Origin of the sequence: Flavobacterium sp. SM2513 (assembly GCF_050908145.1) — a bacterium.
GTDB lineage: Bacteria > Bacteroidota > Bacteroidia > Flavobacteriales > Flavobacteriaceae > Flavobacterium.
The window spans coordinates 474,855-495,549 of the sequence record NZ_CP194228.1 but is presented as its reverse complement, the minus strand read 5'-3'; the positions used below and the strand labels follow the sequence as shown (position 1 = coordinate 495,549).

General features: G+C 35.3%; 17 protein-coding genes. 13 read left to right on the top strand and 4 right to left on the bottom strand.

Annotated elements, in window-relative coordinates:
• The 11 genes from ACQ5J2_RS01970 (at position 1) to dnaG (ending at position 15,699) form a co-directional block, all read left to right on the top strand.
• On the top strand, positions 1–1,722 hold the full coding sequence (locus ACQ5J2_RS01970) for a DUF4270 domain-containing protein (RefSeq protein WP_432672013.1): 1,722 nt from the start codon (positions 1–3) through the stop codon (positions 1,720–1,722).
• A 7-nt stretch (positions 1,723–1,729) separates the two neighbouring features.
• Positions 1,730–3,577, top strand: coding sequence for a glutamine--fructose-6-phosphate transaminase (isomerizing) (glmS, locus tag ACQ5J2_RS01965; protein ID WP_432672012.1), 1,848 nt, complete (start codon positions 1,730–1,732; stop codon positions 3,575–3,577).
• 295 nt (positions 3,578–3,872) lie between these two features.
• On the top strand, positions 3,873–6,686 hold the full coding sequence (locus tag ACQ5J2_RS01960; protein WP_432672011.1) for a carboxypeptidase-like regulatory domain-containing protein: 2,814 nt from the start codon (positions 3,873–3,875) through the stop codon (positions 6,684–6,686).
• Positions 6,687–6,725: 39 nt separating this feature from the next.
• Positions 6,726–8,273: a G-D-S-L family lipolytic protein gene (locus ACQ5J2_RS01955; protein ID WP_432672010.1), complete on the top strand. Its 1,548-nt coding sequence runs from the start codon at positions 6,726–6,728 to the stop codon at positions 8,271–8,273.
• 221 nt (positions 8,274–8,494) lie between these two features.
• Positions 8,495–10,006, top strand: coding sequence for a F0F1 ATP synthase subunit beta (gene atpD / locus ACQ5J2_RS01950; RefSeq protein WP_432672009.1), 1,512 nt, complete (start codon positions 8,495–8,497; stop codon positions 10,004–10,006).
• Between the two features lie 82 nt (positions 10,007–10,088).
• Complete coding sequence (locus ACQ5J2_RS01945) at positions 10,089–10,370, top strand: FoF1 ATP synthase subunit delta/epsilon (protein WP_432672008.1); 282 nt, start codon at positions 10,089–10,091, stop codon at positions 10,368–10,370.
• Positions 10,371–10,546: 176 nt separating this feature from the next.
• Positions 10,547–11,245 (top strand): zinc metallopeptidase, encoded by a 699-nt coding sequence (locus tag ACQ5J2_RS01940; protein ID WP_432672007.1) that lies wholly within the window; start codon positions 10,547–10,549, stop codon positions 11,243–11,245.
• A gap of 57 nt (positions 11,246–11,302) precedes the next feature.
• On the top strand, positions 11,303–11,572 hold the full coding sequence (locus ACQ5J2_RS01935) for a hypothetical protein (protein ID WP_432672006.1): 270 nt from the start codon (positions 11,303–11,305) through the stop codon (positions 11,570–11,572).
• A gap of 102 nt (positions 11,573–11,674) precedes the next feature.
• Positions 11,675–12,325: a hypothetical protein gene (locus tag ACQ5J2_RS01930; RefSeq protein ID WP_432672005.1), complete on the top strand. Its 651-nt coding sequence runs from the start codon at positions 11,675–11,677 to the stop codon at positions 12,323–12,325.
• Positions 12,326–12,791: 466 nt separating this feature from the next.
• Positions 12,792–13,475: a hypothetical protein gene (locus ACQ5J2_RS01925; RefSeq protein ID WP_432672004.1), complete on the top strand. Its 684-nt coding sequence runs from the start codon at positions 12,792–12,794 to the stop codon at positions 13,473–13,475.
• Positions 13,476–13,710: 235 nt separating this feature from the next.
• The gene (gene dnaG / locus ACQ5J2_RS01920; RefSeq protein WP_432672003.1) at positions 13,711–15,699 is read left to right on the top strand and encodes a DNA primase; all 1,989 of its coding nucleotides are present in this window, start codon (positions 13,711–13,713) and stop codon (positions 15,697–15,699) included.
• Positions 15,700–15,701: 2 nt separating this feature from the next.
• Here the strand turns inward: dnaG and ACQ5J2_RS01915 are convergent, their stop codons facing one another.
• Together ACQ5J2_RS01915 and nadE are read right to left on the bottom strand one after the other, a co-directional pair.
• Entirely contained in the window at positions 15,702–16,331 is a 630-nt protein-coding gene (locus tag ACQ5J2_RS01915) for a LuxR C-terminal-related transcriptional regulator (RefSeq protein WP_432672002.1), read from the bottom strand.
• Positions 16,332–16,430: 99 nt separating this feature from the next.
• Positions 16,431–17,228, bottom strand: coding sequence for an NAD(+) synthase (nadE, locus tag ACQ5J2_RS01910; RefSeq protein WP_432672001.1), 798 nt, complete (start codon positions 17,226–17,228; stop codon positions 16,431–16,433).
• Positions 17,229–17,434: 206 nt separating this feature from the next.
• Here nadE and gldB point away from each other — a divergent pair, with 206 nt between their 5' ends.
• Positions 17,435–18,397, top strand: coding sequence for a gliding motility lipoprotein GldB (gene gldB, locus ACQ5J2_RS01905; protein WP_432672000.1), 963 nt, complete (start codon positions 17,435–17,437; stop codon positions 18,395–18,397).
• Complete coding sequence (gldC, locus tag ACQ5J2_RS01900; RefSeq protein ID WP_432671999.1) at positions 18,397–18,729, top strand: gliding motility protein GldC; 333 nt, start codon at positions 18,397–18,399, stop codon at positions 18,727–18,729. Before gldB ends, gldC begins: the two co-directional genes overlap by 1 nt.
• A 288-nt stretch (positions 18,730–19,017) precedes the next feature.
• Here gldC and yihA read toward each other — a convergent pair whose 3' ends face one another.
• Together yihA and ACQ5J2_RS01890 are read right to left on the bottom strand one after the other, a co-directional pair.
• Positions 19,018–19,635 (bottom strand): ribosome biogenesis GTP-binding protein YihA/YsxC, encoded by a 618-nt coding sequence (yihA, locus tag ACQ5J2_RS01895; RefSeq protein WP_432671998.1) that lies wholly within the window; start codon positions 19,633–19,635, stop codon positions 19,018–19,020.
• A 95-nt stretch (positions 19,636–19,730) separates the two neighbouring features.
• A complete protein-coding gene (locus ACQ5J2_RS01890; protein WP_432671997.1) occupies positions 19,731–20,495 on the bottom strand; it encodes an alpha/beta fold hydrolase in 765 nt (254 codons plus the stop codon).
• Between the last annotated feature and the right edge of the window lie 200 nt (positions 20,496–20,695).

Genomic DNA, 20,695 nt, shown 5'->3' with positions numbered 1-20,695 from the left:
ATGAATAAAATATCGTTTTACGGGATTGCGACTGCATTATTTTTGTCAGCATTATTATTTTCGTCCTGTGATCAAGACTTTAGTGAAATGGGTTCAGGTATTGTAGATGATGACCATTTTGCCTTTAAACCAGATACGACCTCTACTGTTCGGGCTTATTCTCAAGCCACAGGGGTTATGCAATCTAATAATTTATTGAGTAGTTTTTTACCGCCAAATGCGTTAGGTGTTTATACGAATTCCTTTTTTGGAAAAGTGAAAGCGAATTACGTTACTCAACTTGAATTGAGTACTGTAAATCCAGTTTTCTCTTCTGAGTATAATCCGGTACTCGATAGTGTAGTTTTGACGATTCCTTACTTTAGTACAAAAACAACGAGTACAGATCAAGTAGTAACCTATGCTTTAGATTCTATAAAAGGTTCTGGAACAATTAATTTGAAGGTATTTGAGTCGGGTTATGTCATAAATTCACTTAATCCTAGCGACAACTTCCAAACTACACAGCGCTATTACACAGATCAAAATAGTATTTTTAACGATAATAAAATTGGTTCAATGTTGAACAATTCTTCGGATACGAAACAAAATTCAGCCTTTAAACCAAGCAATGAGGCCATTGTTAAATTGAAAGTGGACCGTGGCTTGAAAACTATTGTTCCATCTGAGTTAGAACGGCAATTATCCCCGAGAATGCAACTTAAACTTGACAAAGCATTTTTTCAAGAAAAAATCATGAATGCTCCTGCAGGTAAATTACTTAATAATAGTGTTTTTAAGGAGTATTTTAGAGGAATATATTTTCAAGTCGATGAAGTAGCTTCAGATCTGTTAATGCAATTGGATTTTAGTAGAGGAAACATAACTTTGCATTATCAGCAATATGCTTCCGTTATAGATGGAGTTCCGGTTACTTATACTGATTCTCCAGATGATTCTTACGGAGGATTGCCAAAATTGGAAGCAAAAACTTTTGTGTTAAACATGACAGGGAGTTACGTTAGTTTGTTAGAAACTCAAAACAGCAATTTATATGCAAATGCAATTTTAAATCCAAATCGTACCGTGGGAGATTCTCGAATATTTTTAAAAGGAGGAGAAGGTTCTATTGCAGTTATTGATTTATTTGGGCCTGATAATTTTGGTAGCGATGGTATGACGGGAATTCCAGATGGAGTTGCTGATGAATTAAATATTATTAGAAATAATGGATGGTTGATTAATGAAGCTAATTTAACATTTTACATTGATAAAGATGCAATGAGTAATGTTCCTGAGCCACAGCGACTATATCTTTATGATTTGAAAAATAGAACGCCATTAGTTGATTGGATTTCGGATGGAACTAGTTCTTCCGTAGAACCTAACAAAAATAAAATTATCCACGACGGAATTATCCAAACTACAGATAGTCGAGGAGTAAAATATAGAATAAGAATAACAAATCACATTCGGAATTTAATTCGAAAAGACTCTACTAACGTCCGTCTCGGATTAAGTGTTACAGAAGCGATAGTATTATCAGAAAATTTTAAATTAAAAGAACCGAAAATCATTCCTGGTGCTTTCCCCCAATCACCCGAATTTACAATTGACCGCGTTCCGGCAGCTTCATTATTCAACCCTTTAGGAACCATACTTTTTGGGAATAATATTGCTCCAGGATCAGCCAATTATGCAAAAAGATTAAAATTAGAAATATATTATACCAAACCAAATTAAGTAAATTATGTGTGGAATTGTTGGTTACATCGGATACAGAAAAGCCTTTCCTATAGTGATTAAAGGTTTAAAAAGATTAGAGTATCGTGGTTACGATAGTGCTGGAGTAATGCTTTACGATGGCAAAGACCTGATGGTTTGCAAAACCAAAGGTAAAGTTTCAGACTTGGAGGAACGTTGTGTTGAAGAAAGTAATTCTGATGCTACAATAGCAATGGGACATACGCGTTGGGCTACCCATGGTGTGCCAAATGATGTTAATTCACATCCACATTTATCTAATTCGGGCGAATTGGCTATAATTCATAATGGAATTATTGAAAATTACGAACCGTTGAAAAAAGAGTTGATTAAAAGAGGATACACTTTTAAATCCGATACGGATACGGAAGTATTGATTAACTTAATTGAAGATGTTCAAAAGACCGAAAATCTAAAGTTAGGAAAAGCAGTACAAGTAGCACTTAACCAAGTAATTGGGGCTTATGCTATTTGTGTTTTTGATGTAAAGAAACCCAATGAAATAGTTGTAGCACGTCTAGGTAGCCCTTTGGCAATAGGTGTTGGCGAAAATGAATATTTTATTGCTTCTGACGCATCACCATTTATCGAATATACTTCAAATGCTATTTATTTGGAAGACGAAGAAATGGCTGTAATTCGCTTAAACAAAAAATTAAAAGTTCGAAAAATTAAAGATGATTCTTTAGTCGATCCTTATGTTCAGGAACTTCAAATGAATTTGGAGCAGATTGAAAAAGGAGGATATGACCATTTTATGCTTAAAGAAATTTATGAGCAACCAAATGTAATTAAGGACACGTATAGAGGTCGCTTATTAGCAGATCAAGGAATTATTAGAATGGCAGGAATTGAGGATAATTTAGAACGTTTTTTAAATGCAGAACGTATCCTTATCGTTGCTTGTGGAACTTCTTGGCATGCAGGTTTAGTGGCTGAATATGTGATAGAAGAATTTACAAGAATTCCTGTAGAAGTGGAGTATGCCTCTGAATTTAGATACAGAAATCCTATTATAAATAAAGGGGATATCGTTATTGCTATTTCTCAGTCTGGTGAAACTGCCGATACTTTAGCAGCTATTAAATTAGCGAAAGAAAGAGGAGCATTTGTTTTTGGTGTTTGCAATGTTGTGGGTTCATCGATTTCTCGCGAAACACATGCTGGAGCTTATACACATGCTGGACCAGAAATTGGAGTGGCTTCTACTAAAGCTTTTACAACGCAAATCACAGTTTTAACAATGATTGCTTTGCGAATTGCTCAAGCAAAAGGCACGTTAAATAACACGGATTACAGACGTTACTTACAAGAACTGGAATTGATTCCAGAACAAGTAAAAGAAGCTTTGAATACCAATGATGTTGCGAAAGAAATTGCAGCGGTTTTCAAAGATTCTACAAACTGTTTGTATCTAGGTCGTGGTTATAATTTCCCTGTAGCTTTAGAAGGCGCTTTGAAATTAAAGGAAATCTCTTACATTCATGCTGAAGGATATCCTGCGGCAGAAATGAAGCATGGTCCAATTGCTTTAATTGATGAATTAATGCCTGTAATTGTAATAGCACCTAAACAAGGTCATTATGATAAAATAGTTAGTAATATTCAAGAAATCAAATCTCGAAGCGGTAGAATCATTGCTGTTGTGACTAAAGGAGATACTCAAGTTCGTGATTTAGCAGATTATGTGATTGAAATACCAGAAACAACAGACGCATTGTCACCATTAATTACAACAATTCCATTGCAATTGCTTTCTTATCATATTGCGGTAATGCGAGGTTGTAATGTTGATCAACCTAGAAATTTGGCAAAATCAGTAACAGTCGAATAACCTTGTTTTAGTATATAATTGAAGAAGCGGAATTGATTTTCCGCTTTTTTTATGCATAAATATTTTTGAATTTTATTTTTATGATATCTGTAACAAATTGCAAATTTTATATGTATGCATAATACTTTCTGTGCTATTTAAGCTAAAACGTTAATTAAAACACAATAAATTTAATCGATTATATCGAAATAAAACTTATGCATTATTGCATTTTGTTGAAAATAATCGCTTAAAATTTAGAAATGTCAAATTTATTTGTAATTTGGTCATAACTAACCAACAAAATCTAAAACAAATGAAAGTGTATTTTTTTATTTTGTCCCTATTTTTCTGTGCAATTTCGTTTGGCCAGACAACAGTTACGGGAACAATTAAGGACCAGGACGGAATGACCTTGCCAGGAACGAATATAGCAGTTGTTGGCGAAAATATTGGAACCATTTCAGATGCAGATGGTAAATTTATTTTAGTCGCGGACAAACAATTGCCTTATGAAATTGAAATTTCTAGTGTAGGTTTTACTACGCAAAAAGTACAAATAACAAAAAACAATCAAGTTGTAAACCTTGCCCTTATGCAAGAATACAACAAATTGAACGAAATTGTTGTTTCTGCTTCTAGAACACCAGAACGAATTATCGAATCACCTGTAACCATCGAAAGAATGGGATTAAAGGAAATTAGAAACACATCTTCACCTAGTTTCTACGACGGTTTAGAAAACCTGAAGGAAGTGCATTTCAACACCAGTAGTTTATCCTTTAAATCCATAAATACGCGTGGTTTTGCTACTGTTGCAAACACACGTTTTATGCAATTAGTTGATGGAATGGACAATTCTTCTCCAGCTTTAAACTTTGTATTGGGAAATCTAATTGGTTTATCAGAATTAGATGTTGCAAGTGTTGAACTTTTACCTGGTGCTTCTTCGGCATTGTACGGAGCTAATGCTTTTAATGGAGTGTTATTTATGACAAGTAGAAGTCCTTTTACAAGCCAAGGTATAAGTACGTATTATAAACAGGGGATCACTTCACAAGAAGCTGCTGGAGATAACAACTACTATGATTTTGGAATTCGTGCGGCACACGCTTTTTCTCCACATTTTGCTGGAAAAGTAAATTTCAATTATATGCAAGGTACAGAGTGGATTGCTAATGAAGATAGAAGTATAACTCCTGGTGGAAGTCGGGATACAAATCAAAACTATGATGGATTGAACTTATATGGTGATGAGGTGACAACTTTTGTTCCAAATGTAGGTCAAGTAAGTAGAACAGGTTATAGAGAACAGGATTTGTCAGATAATAAAGTTGAAAGTGTAAAAGCTGATTTTTCATTGCATTTCAAACCTTGGGCAAATGACTTCGAAATTATCTTACAGCACAAACTTGGTTTTGGTAATACAATCTACCAAGGAGCAAATCGTTACTATTTGAAAGATTTTTATATGAATCAATCTAGAATTGAAATCAAAGGTAAAAACTTTTTTGCAAGAGGTTATGTAACGGGTGAAGATGCCGGAAATTCATATGACATGCGTTTTGCTGGTTGGAACTTAAACAGAGCTGCAAAATCGGACAAAGGTTGGTTTACGGATTATGCTACGGCATTTTTGCAATCCCAAATTGGATTAGGGTTTAATGCAAATCAAGCTAGTGCTTTTGCAAGAAATTTTGCAGATAATAACGTTTTTTCGGTTCCAGGATTTGATCCAGAATTAAATGTTTTAGGATTAATACCAAATGGTCAGCCACGTTTTCAACCAGGGACTGCGGAATTTCAAACAGTTTTAGACGGCGTTACTGCAAATCCCAATTTGAAAGAAGGAGCTAAATTTTTGGACAACTCTAAAATCTATCATGCGGATGGAAATTATAACTTTAAAGATATAATTAAAATAGCTGAAATTCAATTAGGAGGTTCATACCGTCAGTATGAAATGAATTCTAGCGGTACAATCTTTACAGATTATGACGGTCCAATTACATATGATGAATACGGTATCTATACACAAGTTCAAAAGAAATTTATGGACGAACGTTTGAAATTTACAGGATCTATCCGTTATGACAAAGCCCAGAATTTTGACGGGCAATTTTCCCCAAGAGTTTCATTTGTATATTCTGCCGGCGAATTGAAAAATCATAATTTTAGAGCTTCGTTCCAAACAGGTTTTAGAAACCCAACTACACAAGATCAATACATTGGTTTAGATTTAGGGCCGTTTGCTTTAATTGGTTCTACAAAAGACAACTTAAATCGTTATGTTGAAACTTTAGACGTAAGTGCAGCTGGACAAGCGATTCCTGGCGTTCTGCCAACAAGAACATTTACCGGAAATGACGCTTATAATGTTCCTGTATATTCTGTTCCTTCTGTAACAAAATTTGGCCAATCAGGGAATCCAGCAGATTTACAGGTTGTAAATATTGCACTTGTGAAGCCAGAACAAGTTAAGGCATTCGAAGTTGGTTATAAATCAGTTTTAGAAAATGGAATTGCGGTAGATATGAATGTTTACTATAATATCTATACTGATTTCATGAGTACTTCAAGAATTATAACGCCATATTATGGTATTGTTGGAAGTGATTTAAGTAATCCAGAGGTTCTAAAAGGTCTTCAGGCAATAGGTAATGGAGACAGAAGAGTATTCCAAGTATACACAAACACTACTGAGTCTGTAAATTCAATGGGAGTTGGTATTGGTTTGTCTAAGAAAGTGTATAAAGAATTTGAAGTAGGAGTAAACTATAACTTTTCAGATTTTGAATTTGACCAAGCAAAAGACCCTTCTTTCATTGCAGGATTTAATACGCCAAAACACCGTCTAAAAGCTTCTTTAGGAAATACAGCGTTATTCAAAAATTTTGGATTTAATTTTAATGCTCGTTACAATTCAGAATATTTATGGCAATCATCTTTCGGAGATGGAATGATTCCTGAAAATGTGGTATTTGATGCTCAAATTAATTATGGCATTCCAGCAATTAAATCAGTCTTAAAAGTGGGTGCTGCGAATTTATTTGGAGATGATTATGTACAGGTTATTGGTGCTGGTGCAATAGGTCGTCAAGTATTTGCTTCATTAACGATTAATCCTTAAGTAAAAAAGACTATAGTCAAATTATAAAAATTCAAAATTATGATCAAAAATTTCAAATGGCTACTGTTGGTTTCATTGACCTTTGTAGCATGTAACTCAGACGATGAAGATAGCACGGTAAAAGAAGTGCCTATTGTAGCTGGTTCAGCAGATTTTTCAAAATATGTAGCGTTAGGAAATTCCTTAACAGCAGGTTATAGTGACAACGCACTTTTCAAAGCGGGACAAGAAAATGCATATCCAAAATTAATGTCAGATCAATTTGCCTTGGCAGGTGGTGGTGCTTTTACCATCCCTTTTACAAATGACAATATTGGTGGACTTTTATTAGCAGGAAATGTAATTGCAGCACCAAGACTAATATTTAAGAATGGAGCACCAACAGTTTTGCCAAATGCTGTTCCTACAAATGAAATAACTACAACCTTAACAGGTCCGTTTAATAACTTGGGGGTTCCAGGAGCTAAAAGTTTTCATTTATTAGCGCCAAGTTACGGTAGTGCTGCAGGAGTAATGACAGGAACCGCAAATCCTTATTTCGTGCGTTTCAGATCAAGTGCGACTACCTCAATTATTGCAGATGCAGTAGCTCAAAGTCCAACATTTTTCTCATTATGGATTGGTAATAATGACGTTTTGAGCTATGCTACTTCGGGAGGAACAGGGTTGAATCAAGCAGGCAATATGAATCCAGCTTCTTATGGATCAAGTGATATCACAGATCCGGGCTTATTTGCATCGGTTTACGAATCTTTAATTAATGCATTGGCAACAAATGGAGCTAAGGGAGTGGTAGCAAACATTCCAAATGTTACGTCTATACCTTATTTTACAACGATACCTACCAATGCACTTCCTGGTTTGCCACCTGATAGTGCGGGTCAACTAAATCAGTTATTTGGAGGAATCAATCAAGCACTTGTAGCAAGTGGTTTACCTACGAGATTTGTTACGCTAGTAGCGGATGATGCAAATCCATTAACAGTTGAAAAGAATCAACTTTTGATTAAAGATGAAAGTTTGATAAATATATCTGCTCAAATTACTGCCGCACTTTCACCAGTATTAGGAGCTCCAACTGCAACTTATCTTGGAAGTATTTATGGACAAGCAAGACATGCAAGTAGTGCTCCTGCAACAAGAGATTATATTGTTTTAACGGCACAAAGTGTTATCGGGTCTGTTCAAGCGGGGGCACCTGCACCTTTTAATACTGTTGGGGTTTCTTATCCAATGCAAGATAGCACAACATTAACAGCTAGTGAAGCAACAGAAGTTATTGCAGCAACTACAGCTTTCAATGCATCCATCAAAGCCTTGGCTGATGCAAAAGGTTTAGCTTTTGTGGATGTAAATGCATTAATGACGCAATTGGCCAATGGTGGAGTTCGTTTTGACAACTTCAACATGACAGCCGCTTTCGTACAAGGTGGTGCATTTGGATTAGACGGAGTTCATCTTACAGCTAGAGCAAATGCGTATATTGCTAATCAATTTTTGGCTGCAATTAATGCTACGTACGGTTCTACTTTAAGAATGTATAAGCCGGGAGATTTTCCGATAAGTTATCCAGCAAGTTTGCAATAGTATATTTATAATTTTTAAAAGCCATCTTAACCGATGGCTTTTTTTATGGCGTAAATTGATATTAATAATCTCAAAATACGATACTGTTTTCAAATTGATGATTTTTGCATAAAAAAACATAAAAATTTTATTGATTATGTATTTTAAAAAATTATCTTTGCACTCTGAAAAAAGAGGTATTTTTCATAAACCTAATTAGCTATTTAATAAATACATAAGTAATGTCAAAAGTAATAGGAAAAGTTGCGCAAATCATTGGTCCAGTAGTTGACGTAGTTTTCAACGGAAAGGATGTTGAACTTCCAAAAATTTATGATTCATTGGAAATCACTAGAAAAGATGGTACATTATTAGTACTTGAAGTTCAATCTCACATTGGTGAAAACACTGTTCGTACCATTTCTATGGACTCGACAGATGGTTTAAGTAGAGGATACGATGTACGTGCTACAGGAAATCCAATTATGATGCCAATTGGCCCAGACGTTTACGGTCGTTTATTCAACGTAATCGGAGATGCTATTGATGGTCTTGGAGAATTACCTAAAACAGGTGAGAACGGGTTGTCTATTCACCGTCAAGCACCAAGATTTGAAGATTTATCAGTTTCTTCTGAAGTTTTATTCACAGGTATTAAAGTAATTGATTTAATTGAGCCTTACTCAAAAGGAGGGAAAATTGGATTGTTCGGTGGTGCTGGAGTTGGTAAAACAGTTTTGATTCAGGAATTGATTAACAATATCGCAAAAGGTCACGGTGGACTTTCAGTATTCGCAGGAGTAGGAGAAAGAACACGTGAAGGAAATGACTTACTTCGTGAGATGTTAGAGTCAGGAATTATAAAATATGGTGAGGAATTCATGCACTCTATGGAAAATGGAGGATGGGATTTGTCTAAAGTAGATATGCCAGGAATGAGAGAGTCAAAAGCTACTTTCGTTTTCGGTCAAATGAATGAGCCTCCTGGAGCTCGTGCTCGTGTAGCACTTTCAGGACTTTCGATCGCAGAATATTTCCGTGATGGAGCAGGTACTGATCAAGGAAAAGATGTGTTATTCTTCGTTGATAATATCTTCCGTTTTACACAAGCGGGTTCTGAAGTATCGGCACTTTTAGGTCGTATGCCTTCTGCAGTAGGTTACCAACCAACATTGGCTACTGAAATGGGTGCGATGCAAGAACGAATTACATCTACAAACAAAGGTTCTATTACATCTGTACAAGCGGTTTACGTTCCTGCGGATGATTTAACAGATCCAGCACCAGCAACAACATTTGCTCACTTAGATGCTACAACAGTATTGTCTCGTAAAATTGCTGAGCTAGGTATTTACCCTGCAGTAGATCCTTTGGATTCTACTTCAAGAATCTTAACACCACAAATTTTAGGTGATGAACACTACGATTGTGCACAAAGAGTAAAAGAAATTCTTCAAAAATACAAACAATTGCAAGATATTATTGCAATTCTAGGTATGGAAGAACTTTCTGAAGAAGATAAATTAGCCGTTTCTAGAGCACGTCGTGTACAGCGTTTCTTATCTCAGCCCTTCCACGTTGCAGAACAGTTTACAGGATTGAAAGGAGTTTTAGTTGATATTAAAGATACCATCAAAGGGTTTAACATGATTATTGATGGAGAATTAGATCATCTTCCAGAAGCAGCTTTCAACTTGAAAGGAACTATCGAAGAAGCAATTGAAGCAGGACAAAAAATGTTAGCGGAAGCTTAATTATTTGGGAATTTCGATTTAGGACTTGAATGATAATCCTAAATCCTAAATTAGAAAATCCTGAATCCTAAAATTTTAAAAAATGACTTTAGAAATAGTATCGCCAGAGGCAAAATTATATTCAGGAGAAGTAACTTCGGTTAGTGTTCCAGGAGTTGATGGAGAATTTCAGATGTTAAATCATCACGCTGCAATTGTGTCGATATTAACAAAAGGAACCATTAAAGTTGCCGCAACTAATTTTGCTGCAACTAAAGAAGGAGCTCCTCATTTTACATTAGGAACTGACGGAAAACAGCACTTAGCTATTGAGTCGGGAACTTTAGAAATGAATGATAATAAAATTATTATTTTAGTAGATTAATTTTACTTAAAATACAATTCAAAAACGCCAAGTGTACTACTTGGCGTTTTTTTTTACAAGGATTTATTTTGTCATTTATTCTACCGCTATTTTTATAAAATATTTAACGCACGCCAAACCGTCAGTAGTTTGCATATGGAATACAATTTGTTATATTCGTACAAAAAACAATCACTATGTTAATGTACTACGTTTTACTCGGAATCATTGCTTTAGCAAGTTGGGCAGTAAGTGCTCGATTAAAAAGCAAGTTTGAACACTATTCAAAAGTAACCTTACGAAACGGAATGAGCGGTGCCGAAATTGCCGAAAAAATGCTAGCAGACCACGGCATCCGTGACGTTCGTGTTATTTCAACTCCCGGTCGATTAACAGACCATTACAACCCATCAGATAAAACCGTCAATCTAAGCGAAGCTGTTTACAACCAGCGAAACGCCGCTGCAGCAGCCGTTGCCGCACACGAATGTGGCCATGCGGTTCAGCATGCCGTAGCCTACAGTATGTTAGGCTTCCGTTCCGTTTTAGTACCCGCTGTCAACGTTTCCTCAGGAATATCGCAATGGTTAATCTTTGGAGGACTAATATTAGGAGCCGCTGCAGGTGCAGGAATCGGATACTATGTAGCCATCGCCGGTTTAGTATTAATGTCCATCACCACTGTATTTACATTGGTAACACTACCTGTAGAATACGATGCAAGTCACCGAGCATTAGCCTGGCTAAAAAACAAAAACATGTTAAGTCAAGAAGAATATGCAGGAGCCGAAGACTCCCTAAAATGGGCTGCAAGAACCTATCTCGTTGCCGCAATTGGCGCCGTAGCCACCCTACTTTATTGGGCATTACAAGTATTTGGAGGTTCAAGAGACTAATCAAAAATAAAGATATTTACAATCCGCTTTCCTATTTTAGGGAAGCGGATTTTTTATTTGAATCAAATCCCTCTTGCCGTCATTGCGAGGTACGAAGCAATCCTATCACTATTATTAGGAGCGAATCGCTTGGGCTTTTTCAGCAATCCTTATTCCCGCTATCCGCTTCAATCTCCCGAAGAAAAATCGGGAGGATTTTCGCTACTATCGGGGCTAGCAGTTATTTTGGTGTTGTTTTGGGAAGGTTTAGAGCTTGGGGTTTTAGAAAGAAAAGTATTAAAGCTTAAGCAAACAACGTATTTAATGACAGTTGCTTTTTATAAATAAAAATTATTTTTTTTATTTAGCTATTGTTATAAATTGTAGTTTTATAACCTATAACTAAAGGTTCTAGATTATAACAAGACGTACATTTATCAAAAAACAACAATGAAGAAAATTTACTTAGCATCATTATCAATTTTCAGTATTTCCGCAGGATTTGCGCAAATAAAAGAAGTTAAAAATACCATCAAGTTTGAGGCAATTTCTATTTTTAATCATAAGTACGATTTGCAATATGAAAAAGTAATAAACGATAAAAGTTCTTTGCAATTGGGAATCGGCTTTGGGAATTACAGCGGTACGGATATGAGCGAGGTAGATGAATTGCATTTAGATAATTTTGGCAGCACATTTAGCGGTAAAAACGTTTTTATTAAAGAAAAGTCATTTTCTATCAATTTAGATTACAGATATTATTATATGAAAACTGCTGTAGCGCCAAAAGGGTTGTATTTAAGTCCATCCCTTCAATACTTAAAATCAAATAACAGCTATGGAGGAAGCAGATATAGTGTAGAAGGCAGTTTAAATGGTACTTCAAGCTATAAAGATGTTCAATACAATCAGGATACTAGTTTAATAAATGTAAGAGCGTTAGTGGGTTGTCAATTTTTAATAGCAAATGTTGTAGCCGTCAATCCCTACTTTGGACCTAGCTTTGCTTTTGGTTCCGCCAAGGATTATAACGGAAAAAAAGACTCTAGCGCACTAGGATTATTACTCAACTTTGGAATAAACATTGGTGTTGCGTTTTAATGAATAAAAAAGCTTGTGCTATTTATAAAAGCTTAACTAATTTCATTCAATTTTCTTCCTTACTTATAAGCCCCGGTTGCTAGCCCACACATTCAGCTCATGCAACCAAATATAATACAAATAAAAAGACCTCGTAATAGGTACGAGTGAGACGCTAGCACAAGCATCAGCAGTAACATTCAACTATAATTAAAAAATTTAATAGCCCCCACCACCCGTGGTAACCTCATAAAACTTTGTTTTACACCTTACCCCGTCCGTGGTAACCTCATAAATTATATTTTTAGTGCTTACCACGTCAGTAAACTCCTTTTATATTAAGCAAAAACATAACTCCTATGCGAGTCAGTGTGTTATCGGTTTAGATTTATTTTTAATTTCACTATAAAATAAATGATGCATTTTTGATTTTGTATTAAAATCTTTACTAATTTTAGTACTAATTATTAATTTAATACTTTAATTTATGGAAAATTCATCTGAGAATCCAGACAAAAAGAAACCGGTAAAAAAGGGTAATGTTCCTGCAGCCGACATTGATTTTGGCGCATTAATTAGTACCATTGGCGAGAAATGGCTTCTGAATCCTTGGCTCACTTTGTTGTGGCTCACTGTTGCCAAGTTTGTTGCCGATGCTGCAAAATATAATGCTGACTTGGCAATACGCCTCAACAAGGGTGCGAATCGCCCACAAACCGGTAATACATTAGAACATTTGGAACAAGAAATGGATTCGGTAATGGCTTATGTCAAGAACTATATCCAGAGGAAATATAAAAAGGCAAATGAAAAAGCATATTATGCCTCTTTTGGTTTTGTGCATCAAGTGGACCATTGGGAGTTTCCAACCGATAGAAACCGACGGGTAGCTTCGTTAAAATTAATGGCGGTAGCTATTAAAGAAAACGGTTTTCAAGACGAAGAGTATGGACAACAATATTGGGACAAAATGTTAACTGATTACGAAGCACTCGTAAAACAATCGACTACTATAGATGGAGAAATTTCTTTGAAAGTAGGAGAGAAGAACATCTTGAAAAAAGACTTAACAAAGGGCGTAAGAGCAATTGCAGGTGTCATAAAACATAACCATCCCGATGACTACAAGCAAGTTTTGCGCGACTGGGGTTTCCAGAAAGAGAAGTATTAAGACTTTGCTAATAACGGTACTCAGCTACCAACCTTTGTTATACTATTGACAATCCCATAAATGATTTCCTTTATGGGATTTTTTTATTTTAAAAAAGAAATCAATCGAGAACAAACCAACTTTTTTATCAATCCCTCCGTCCTTCAATCCCCAAATTCCAATCACAAAATCTTAATTCTTAATACTTCAATCTTAAAACAATTTCTCCTTATCTTTGCCCTCCACAATATAAACTATGATTACCCAAGCCACAATTGACACCGTTTTTGAAACCGCTCGAGTAGAAGAAGTTATTGGCGATTTCGTACAATTAAAAAGAGCCGGAAGTAACTTTAAAGGATTAAGTCCCTTTTCTAGCGAGCGTTCTCCGTCGTTTATGGTGTCGCCCGTTAAGCAAATCTGGAAGGATTTTAGTTCCGGAAAAGGAGGAAATTCAGTCGCATTCCTCATGGAACATGAGCATTTCACGTATCCTGAGGCCATTCGCTATTTGGCAAAAAAGTACAACATAGAGATTGAGGAAACCGAACAAAGTGACGAACAAAAAGCCACCGTAGATTTCCGTGAAAGCCTGTTCTTAGTATCTGAATTTGCACAAAAATACTTTCAACACACCCTCTTAGAAACCGACGAAGGAAAAGCCATCGGACTATCGTACTTCAAAGAACGCGGTTTCACAATGGAAACCATCAAAAAGTTCGGACTCGGATATTCGCCACAAGCTTGGGATGCCTTTTCGAAAGAAGGATTGGGCAAAGGTTATAAACTAGAATTCCTAGAAGGAAGCGGACTCACAATTGTCAAGGAAGATAAAGGATTATTAGACCGTTTTCGTGCCAGAGTCATGTTTCCCATTCAAAGTATGTCGGGAAGAACACTCGGTTTTGGAGGAAGAATTTTAACCAATGATAAAAAAGCCGCCAAATACCTCAATTCTCCCGAAAGCGAATTGTACCATAAAAGCAAAGTCTTGTACGGTATTTTCCATGCCAAACAAGCCATTGCCAAACAAAACAACTGCTATTTAGTAGAAGGATATACCGATGTCATTCAGTTTCATCAAACCGGAATTGAAAACACCGTTGCCTCTTCAGGAACTGCTTTAACACCAGACCAAATTCGATTAATTAATCGATTGACTAAGAATATTACCGTACTTTTTGACGGGGATGCCGCCGGACTTCGCGCTTCCCTTCGAGGAATCGACTTGATTCTTGAAGAAGGAATGAACGTTAAGGTGTGTAGTTTTCCTGACGGAGAAGACCCGGATAGTTTTGCTAAAAAGTACAATTTTGAGCAAGTAACCGAATATTTAGAAGCCAATTCTAAAGATTTTATACAGTTTAAAGCATCACTTTTAATGGCTGATGCCAAAAATGACCCAGTCAAGAAAGCTGATTTGATTCGGGAAATTGTCGTGAGTATCTCTAAAGTTCCAGATAGAATTCAGCGTGAAATTTACGTTCAAGAATGTTCCAGAATCATGGATATTTCTGAGCAAGTTTTGGTAAGTACGCTAGCTCAATTGATTCAAAAAGACACTATTGAAGCAGGTAAAAAAGTCAAACAAGAACAAAAGTCGTTTGAAGTTGTCAAAGAGGGAGGTGATGCTGCAAATCCAACGCGAAAAATAGATATCCAAAACGAAATTGAGCGAAAAATCATTGAGATTCTCCTGCTTTACGGCAATGCCGAAGAGGAATTTGAAGACGTTTTACTGCGAAATAACGAAGAAGGCGAGATAGAACAATATACCGAAAAACGCAATTATAAAGTCTTTGACCGTGTGTATTTGAGTTTGCAAGAAGACGAAGTAGAACTAGCAAACCCACTATTCTTAGATATCTACAACAACATCATGACTTTCTTCCGTCAAAACGAAACCTTCAATACCGAACATTATTTGATGCAACTCCCACAAGAATTAGCACAAGAAGTAACTGATGTATTGATGGAAGATGAAAAAGTTGCCTTGCACAACTGGGAAGCCCAAAATATTATTGTGAAAGAGAAATCACACACCATTGGTCAATATGTAACCGAAACTATATTGACTTTAAGATGGTTTCTTGTAGATAAAATCATTGAAGAGTTGAAAAAAGAAATTTCTTCTGAACCCGATGCTGACAATACCGAAACCCTAACAATGGCAATGGATTACTACAAATTAATAGGGTCTTTTTCGGCTAAACTAGGACGTGTAATGTCGCGTTATCACATCTAAAATCACAGTATTTCTAGTGTTTTTGCTTTGTCCACTAAGTCAATTAAGTTTGTTACATGTAGCTTATTCAAAAGCCGTAATTTGTACGTACTAATTGTTTTTTCGTTTAAATCAAGTAATTCAGAAATCTCATTGTTCTTTTTACCTTTAACCAAATACCTTAGAACCTCAATTTCCCGCAAGGACAATTTTCGATAAATTCGTTCCTCTTCATTAAATAGCGCGGTGGTTAAAACCGCTTTATGAACCGAATCACTAAACACGGTTTTACCTTCAGCAATTTTCAAAATAGCTTGTTCTATCTTTTTCAAAGGTTCGTTTTTTGAAATAAATCCCGCAGCTCCAACCTTTAATGATGTTACTCCAAAAAGCTTTTCAGAAGCACAAGTGTAAATCAGTAATTTAGTTGCTGGATTTTCCCGCAGAATTCGGCGGAGTGATTTAATGCTGTGCAAACCTTCAAGGTCAATATCAATCATCAAAATATTCGCAATCTTAGTTTTTAGCGAATTATCAATGTCGTGCAAGTGATAAATAGTATCACTAATAGAAATGGCTGAATGGTTTTTAAAAAAAGATTTTATTCCGTGCATCACCACGGGCTGATTGTCAGCTATACTTATGTTTATCATAATATTCTATGTTTTAAATAGTATTACGATTTGGAGGGAGGTAAAGCTAATAATAATAAGTAGATTTTACTAATAAAATGTTAAAAAATATGCTATATATTATCTTTGAATTTTGCAAACAGGTATTTCTACCATCTTATGTTGATTGATGCGGTTCAGTCGCTTGTATATTTTGAACACTTCTAAAGCTCTCCCTGTAAAGTCACTTTCACTTTTGCCACTTTCATCAGCAAGCATCGCCTCTTCTAGTTCGTCATACGAAGCCCCCAGTTGGTCTTCATCGGTTCTGTCATCGCCAAAAAGCCCGTCAGTTGGAGCTGCATTTTGTATGGAATCAGGAATTTTCAAATAGAGACCCAATTCATAAACTTCGCTTTTCATCAAATCTGCAATAGGACTCAAATCGACACCGCCGTCGCCATATTTTGTATAAAAACCGACACCAAAATCTTCTACTTTGTTTCCCGTTCCAGCGACTAAAAGTCCTTCAACTCCAGCAAAGTAGTACAACGTAGTCATTCGTAAACGTGCTCTAGAATTGGCTAAAGCCAAATTATATTTTGCTAAATCATCACTTTTTGGAACCGCACTTTGGAAAGTATCAAAGGTTTGTGTCAAATCTACTTCCGTATTCGAAACATTCGAAAATCGCTTTTTCAACTGCTCAATATGCTCCTTTCCGCGATTCACTTGCTTTGCATCCTGATGAATTGGCATTTCCACACATAAAACTTTTAAACCCGTTTGAGCACAAAGCGTTGAAGTAACGGCTGAATCCACTCCACCCGATATTCCGATAACAAATCCGTTGACTTTTGCATTTTCAGCATAGGTTTTTAACCAATTTACAATTTGATTGTTTACTTTTTCCACGTCAATTTTATTCATTTTTTGCATATCATTTAGCATTTTTAAAAAACAAGCAATGTATATTTGCAGTTCAATTTATGTAGCTCTAAAATTATAAAAAAACAAGTTAGTATAAACTATCTATTTTATTTTTTATGGAGCTATTTCCAGCTATCCATTGCAATCTTTATTTTTTTAAAGAAAAAAAATAAAGGATTTCCATTGCTATCTGGGCTAAAAAATAGACGTTATACATGAAAAAAACACTTTTGCTTTTTGCTTTTACATTTTTGCTGTTTTCCTGCAAGGAAACTTCGGAAACCGAGAAAAAGATTGAGGAAATCCCCGTTTCATTAAAACTCTCTCGTTTTGATAAAGTATTCTTCGAAACGAATCCTGAAGATTTAGGTAAATTAAAACTTTCTTATCCAGAATTTTTCCCTGAAGGTGTTCCTGATACGGTTTGGACCAATAAAATGACCAATCCGCAATGGAAAGAATTGTATAATGAAGTACAGAAAAAATACGGTGATTTTCAAGCTCAGAAAACAGAGATTGAATCCGTTTTTAAACATGCTAAGTTTTATTTTCCCAACACGAGATTGCCTGAAATCGTGACATTAATCAACGAAATGGATTACAATAATAAAGTGATTTATACCGGAAATTATTTACTAATTTCTATGGAACTTTATTTAGGGCAAGACCATGAATTTTACAAAAGTGAATTTCCGGCTTACATCCGACAAAATTTTGAATCAACACAAATCATTCCTGATGTAGTGACGGCTTTATCTACAAATCAAATTCCCGAAGACCCAAATAAAAACCTGTTGTCTCAAATGATTTTCGAAGGAAAAGAATTGTACGTCAAAGATTTATTAATTCCTGATTATTCAGACGCGGATAAAATGGGTTATACACCAGAACAAATTCAGTGGTGTCAAGAAAATGAAAGTTATATGTGGCGTTACTTTATCGACGAAAGTCTGCTTTACGACACCGACCCAAAATTGGCAAACCGATTTATTCATCGGGCTCCTTTTTCTAAATTTTATTTAGAAATCGACAACGAATCACCAGGTCGAGTAGGTGCTTGGTTGGGTTGGCAAATCGTTCGGGCTTATGCGGAAAATAATAAAGTAGATGTCAAAGAATTGTTGACAATGGATGCTACTACAATTTTTAATAATTCAAAATACAAACCAAAGAAATAATGGCACATACAACTTCAGAAATAAAATTTTTAATTGATTTAGATGAAAATCGAGTTCCAGAAAAACTACAATGGACAGCCGAAGATGGTGGTGTAAATCAACAAGCAGCTAAAGCAATTATGCTTTCCATTTGGGATAGTAAAGTACAGGAAACCTTACGAATTGACTTATGGACTAAAGATATGCCGGTGGATGAAATGAAGAAGTTTTTTCATCAAACATTAGTAGCGATGTCGGATACTTTTCAACGTGCAACAGATGACCAACAAATGACGGATACATTGAAAGATTTCTGTGAATACTTTGCAGAGAAAATGGATTTAGTGAAATAAAAAAAGAGGTCATTTGACCTCTTTTTTTATTATTTGAATTTGGATTCCGAAGGTAGGAATAAGGCATAAAATATTACATAAAGCCAACCAAAAATTCCATGTAATATTGCTAGAAGCAAACTTTTATTTCGTGACCATGAAATTACTATGGCTAAAACAGTTCCGAAACTGACGCCACTTTTAATAATTTCGATAGAAGAATTTTCGCTATTTGCGAATGCAACTGTATTTAAAAATATGAATAATAAAGTTAAAAGTGTTCTTTGCACAGATTCTAATATTTTGAGTTTAAAGTAAATTATTCTTAAACAAATCCTCGTTTATACCTGCTATATACTCTAAGATGGATTCTTTTCCCATTCCTTCCGTGGCAGAAGTTGTAAAATATTGCGGCATTTCTTCCCAATTGTTGGCATACATTTGCTTGGTATAAGCGGCAATGTGCGAATCAATTTTGGTTTTACTAATTTTATCTGCTTTTGTAAAAACAATGCAGAACGGGATTTCACTTTCTCCCATATAACTCATGAATTCAATATCAATATTTTGAGCTTCATGACGAATATCAATCAGTACAAAAGCACAAATCAATTGTTGTCTTGTTTCGAAATAATCAGTGATAAACTGTTGGAACACGGATTTCGTTTTCTTCGAAACTTTGGCATAACCATAACCTGGTAAATCGACTAAAAACCAATTATTATTGATTTTAAAGTGATTAATCAATTGCGTTTTTCCAGGACGACCTGAAGTTTTTGCAAGATTTTTATGGTTGGTCAACATATTAATCAACGACGATTTCCCAACATTGGAACGACCGATAAAGGCATACTCCGGAATTGGGTCTTTCGGACATTTTTCTACTTCAGAATTACTGATTATAAATTCGGCGGTATTGATTTTCATTGTATTTTTATTTGTGGCAAAGTTAGTTAAAAAAAATAACCACTATTTAAAGTTTTTTTCCTTCAAATAGTGGTGCACTTTTAATTTCATTTTGTTTATAAATTGACTTTTTTCAGCCAAGTGTACATGAGTTCATTAAATTCATCTGGATGTTCCATCATTGCGGCATGGCCACATTTGTCAATCCAATATAAAGAGGAATTTGGTAACAGCTTGTCAAATTCTACCGCAACATCAGGTGGTGTCACACTATCATTTTTACCCCAAATAATACACGTTGGCACATGCATTTTTGGTAAATCTTTAGCCATATTGTGACGGATTGCACTTTTAGCAATTGTTAAAGTTTTAATCAATTTGATTCGATCATTCGCCATTTGATACACTTCATCAACAATTTCTTTAGTTGCAATTTTTGGGTCATAAAAAACAGCTTCTGCTTTCTTTTGAATATAGTCGTAATCTCCACGACGCGGATAACTATCACCCATAGCGCTTTCATAAAGACCTGAACTTCCTGTTATTACTAGTCCAAGCATCTTTTCAGGATACATTTTGGTGTGGTACAAAGCGATGTGACCTCCCAGAGAATTTCCTAACAAAATGACGCGGTCAAATCCCTTAAAGGTGATAAAATCCTTTACATATTTAGCAAAAGCTTTTACGTTTGTTTTTAAAATACTTTGTGTGTAGATAGGCAATTCAGGAATTACAACTTTATATCCTTTAGCAGGAAAGAAATTAGCAACACCGTCAAAATTACTCAATCCTCCCATTAATCCATGTAGAATTATTATAGGAATTCCTTCGCCAGACTCATAATATTTATACCGTCCTTCGTTCTTTAATTCGTGTTCCATTCTAATTATTGGGCATATGTTCCCGAACATTCGAGACGGCAAATATAAGATTTATTAAAACAAAATCATTTTTTGAAAAAAAATCTTTAACAATTTTTCATCATCGATTAAAATTTATTTTTTCGATTGAAATTTTTCAATTTGGTAAGAAGTTAAAAATGATTTTTGTAGTTTTTGGTTATCAAATGATTATTGAATTT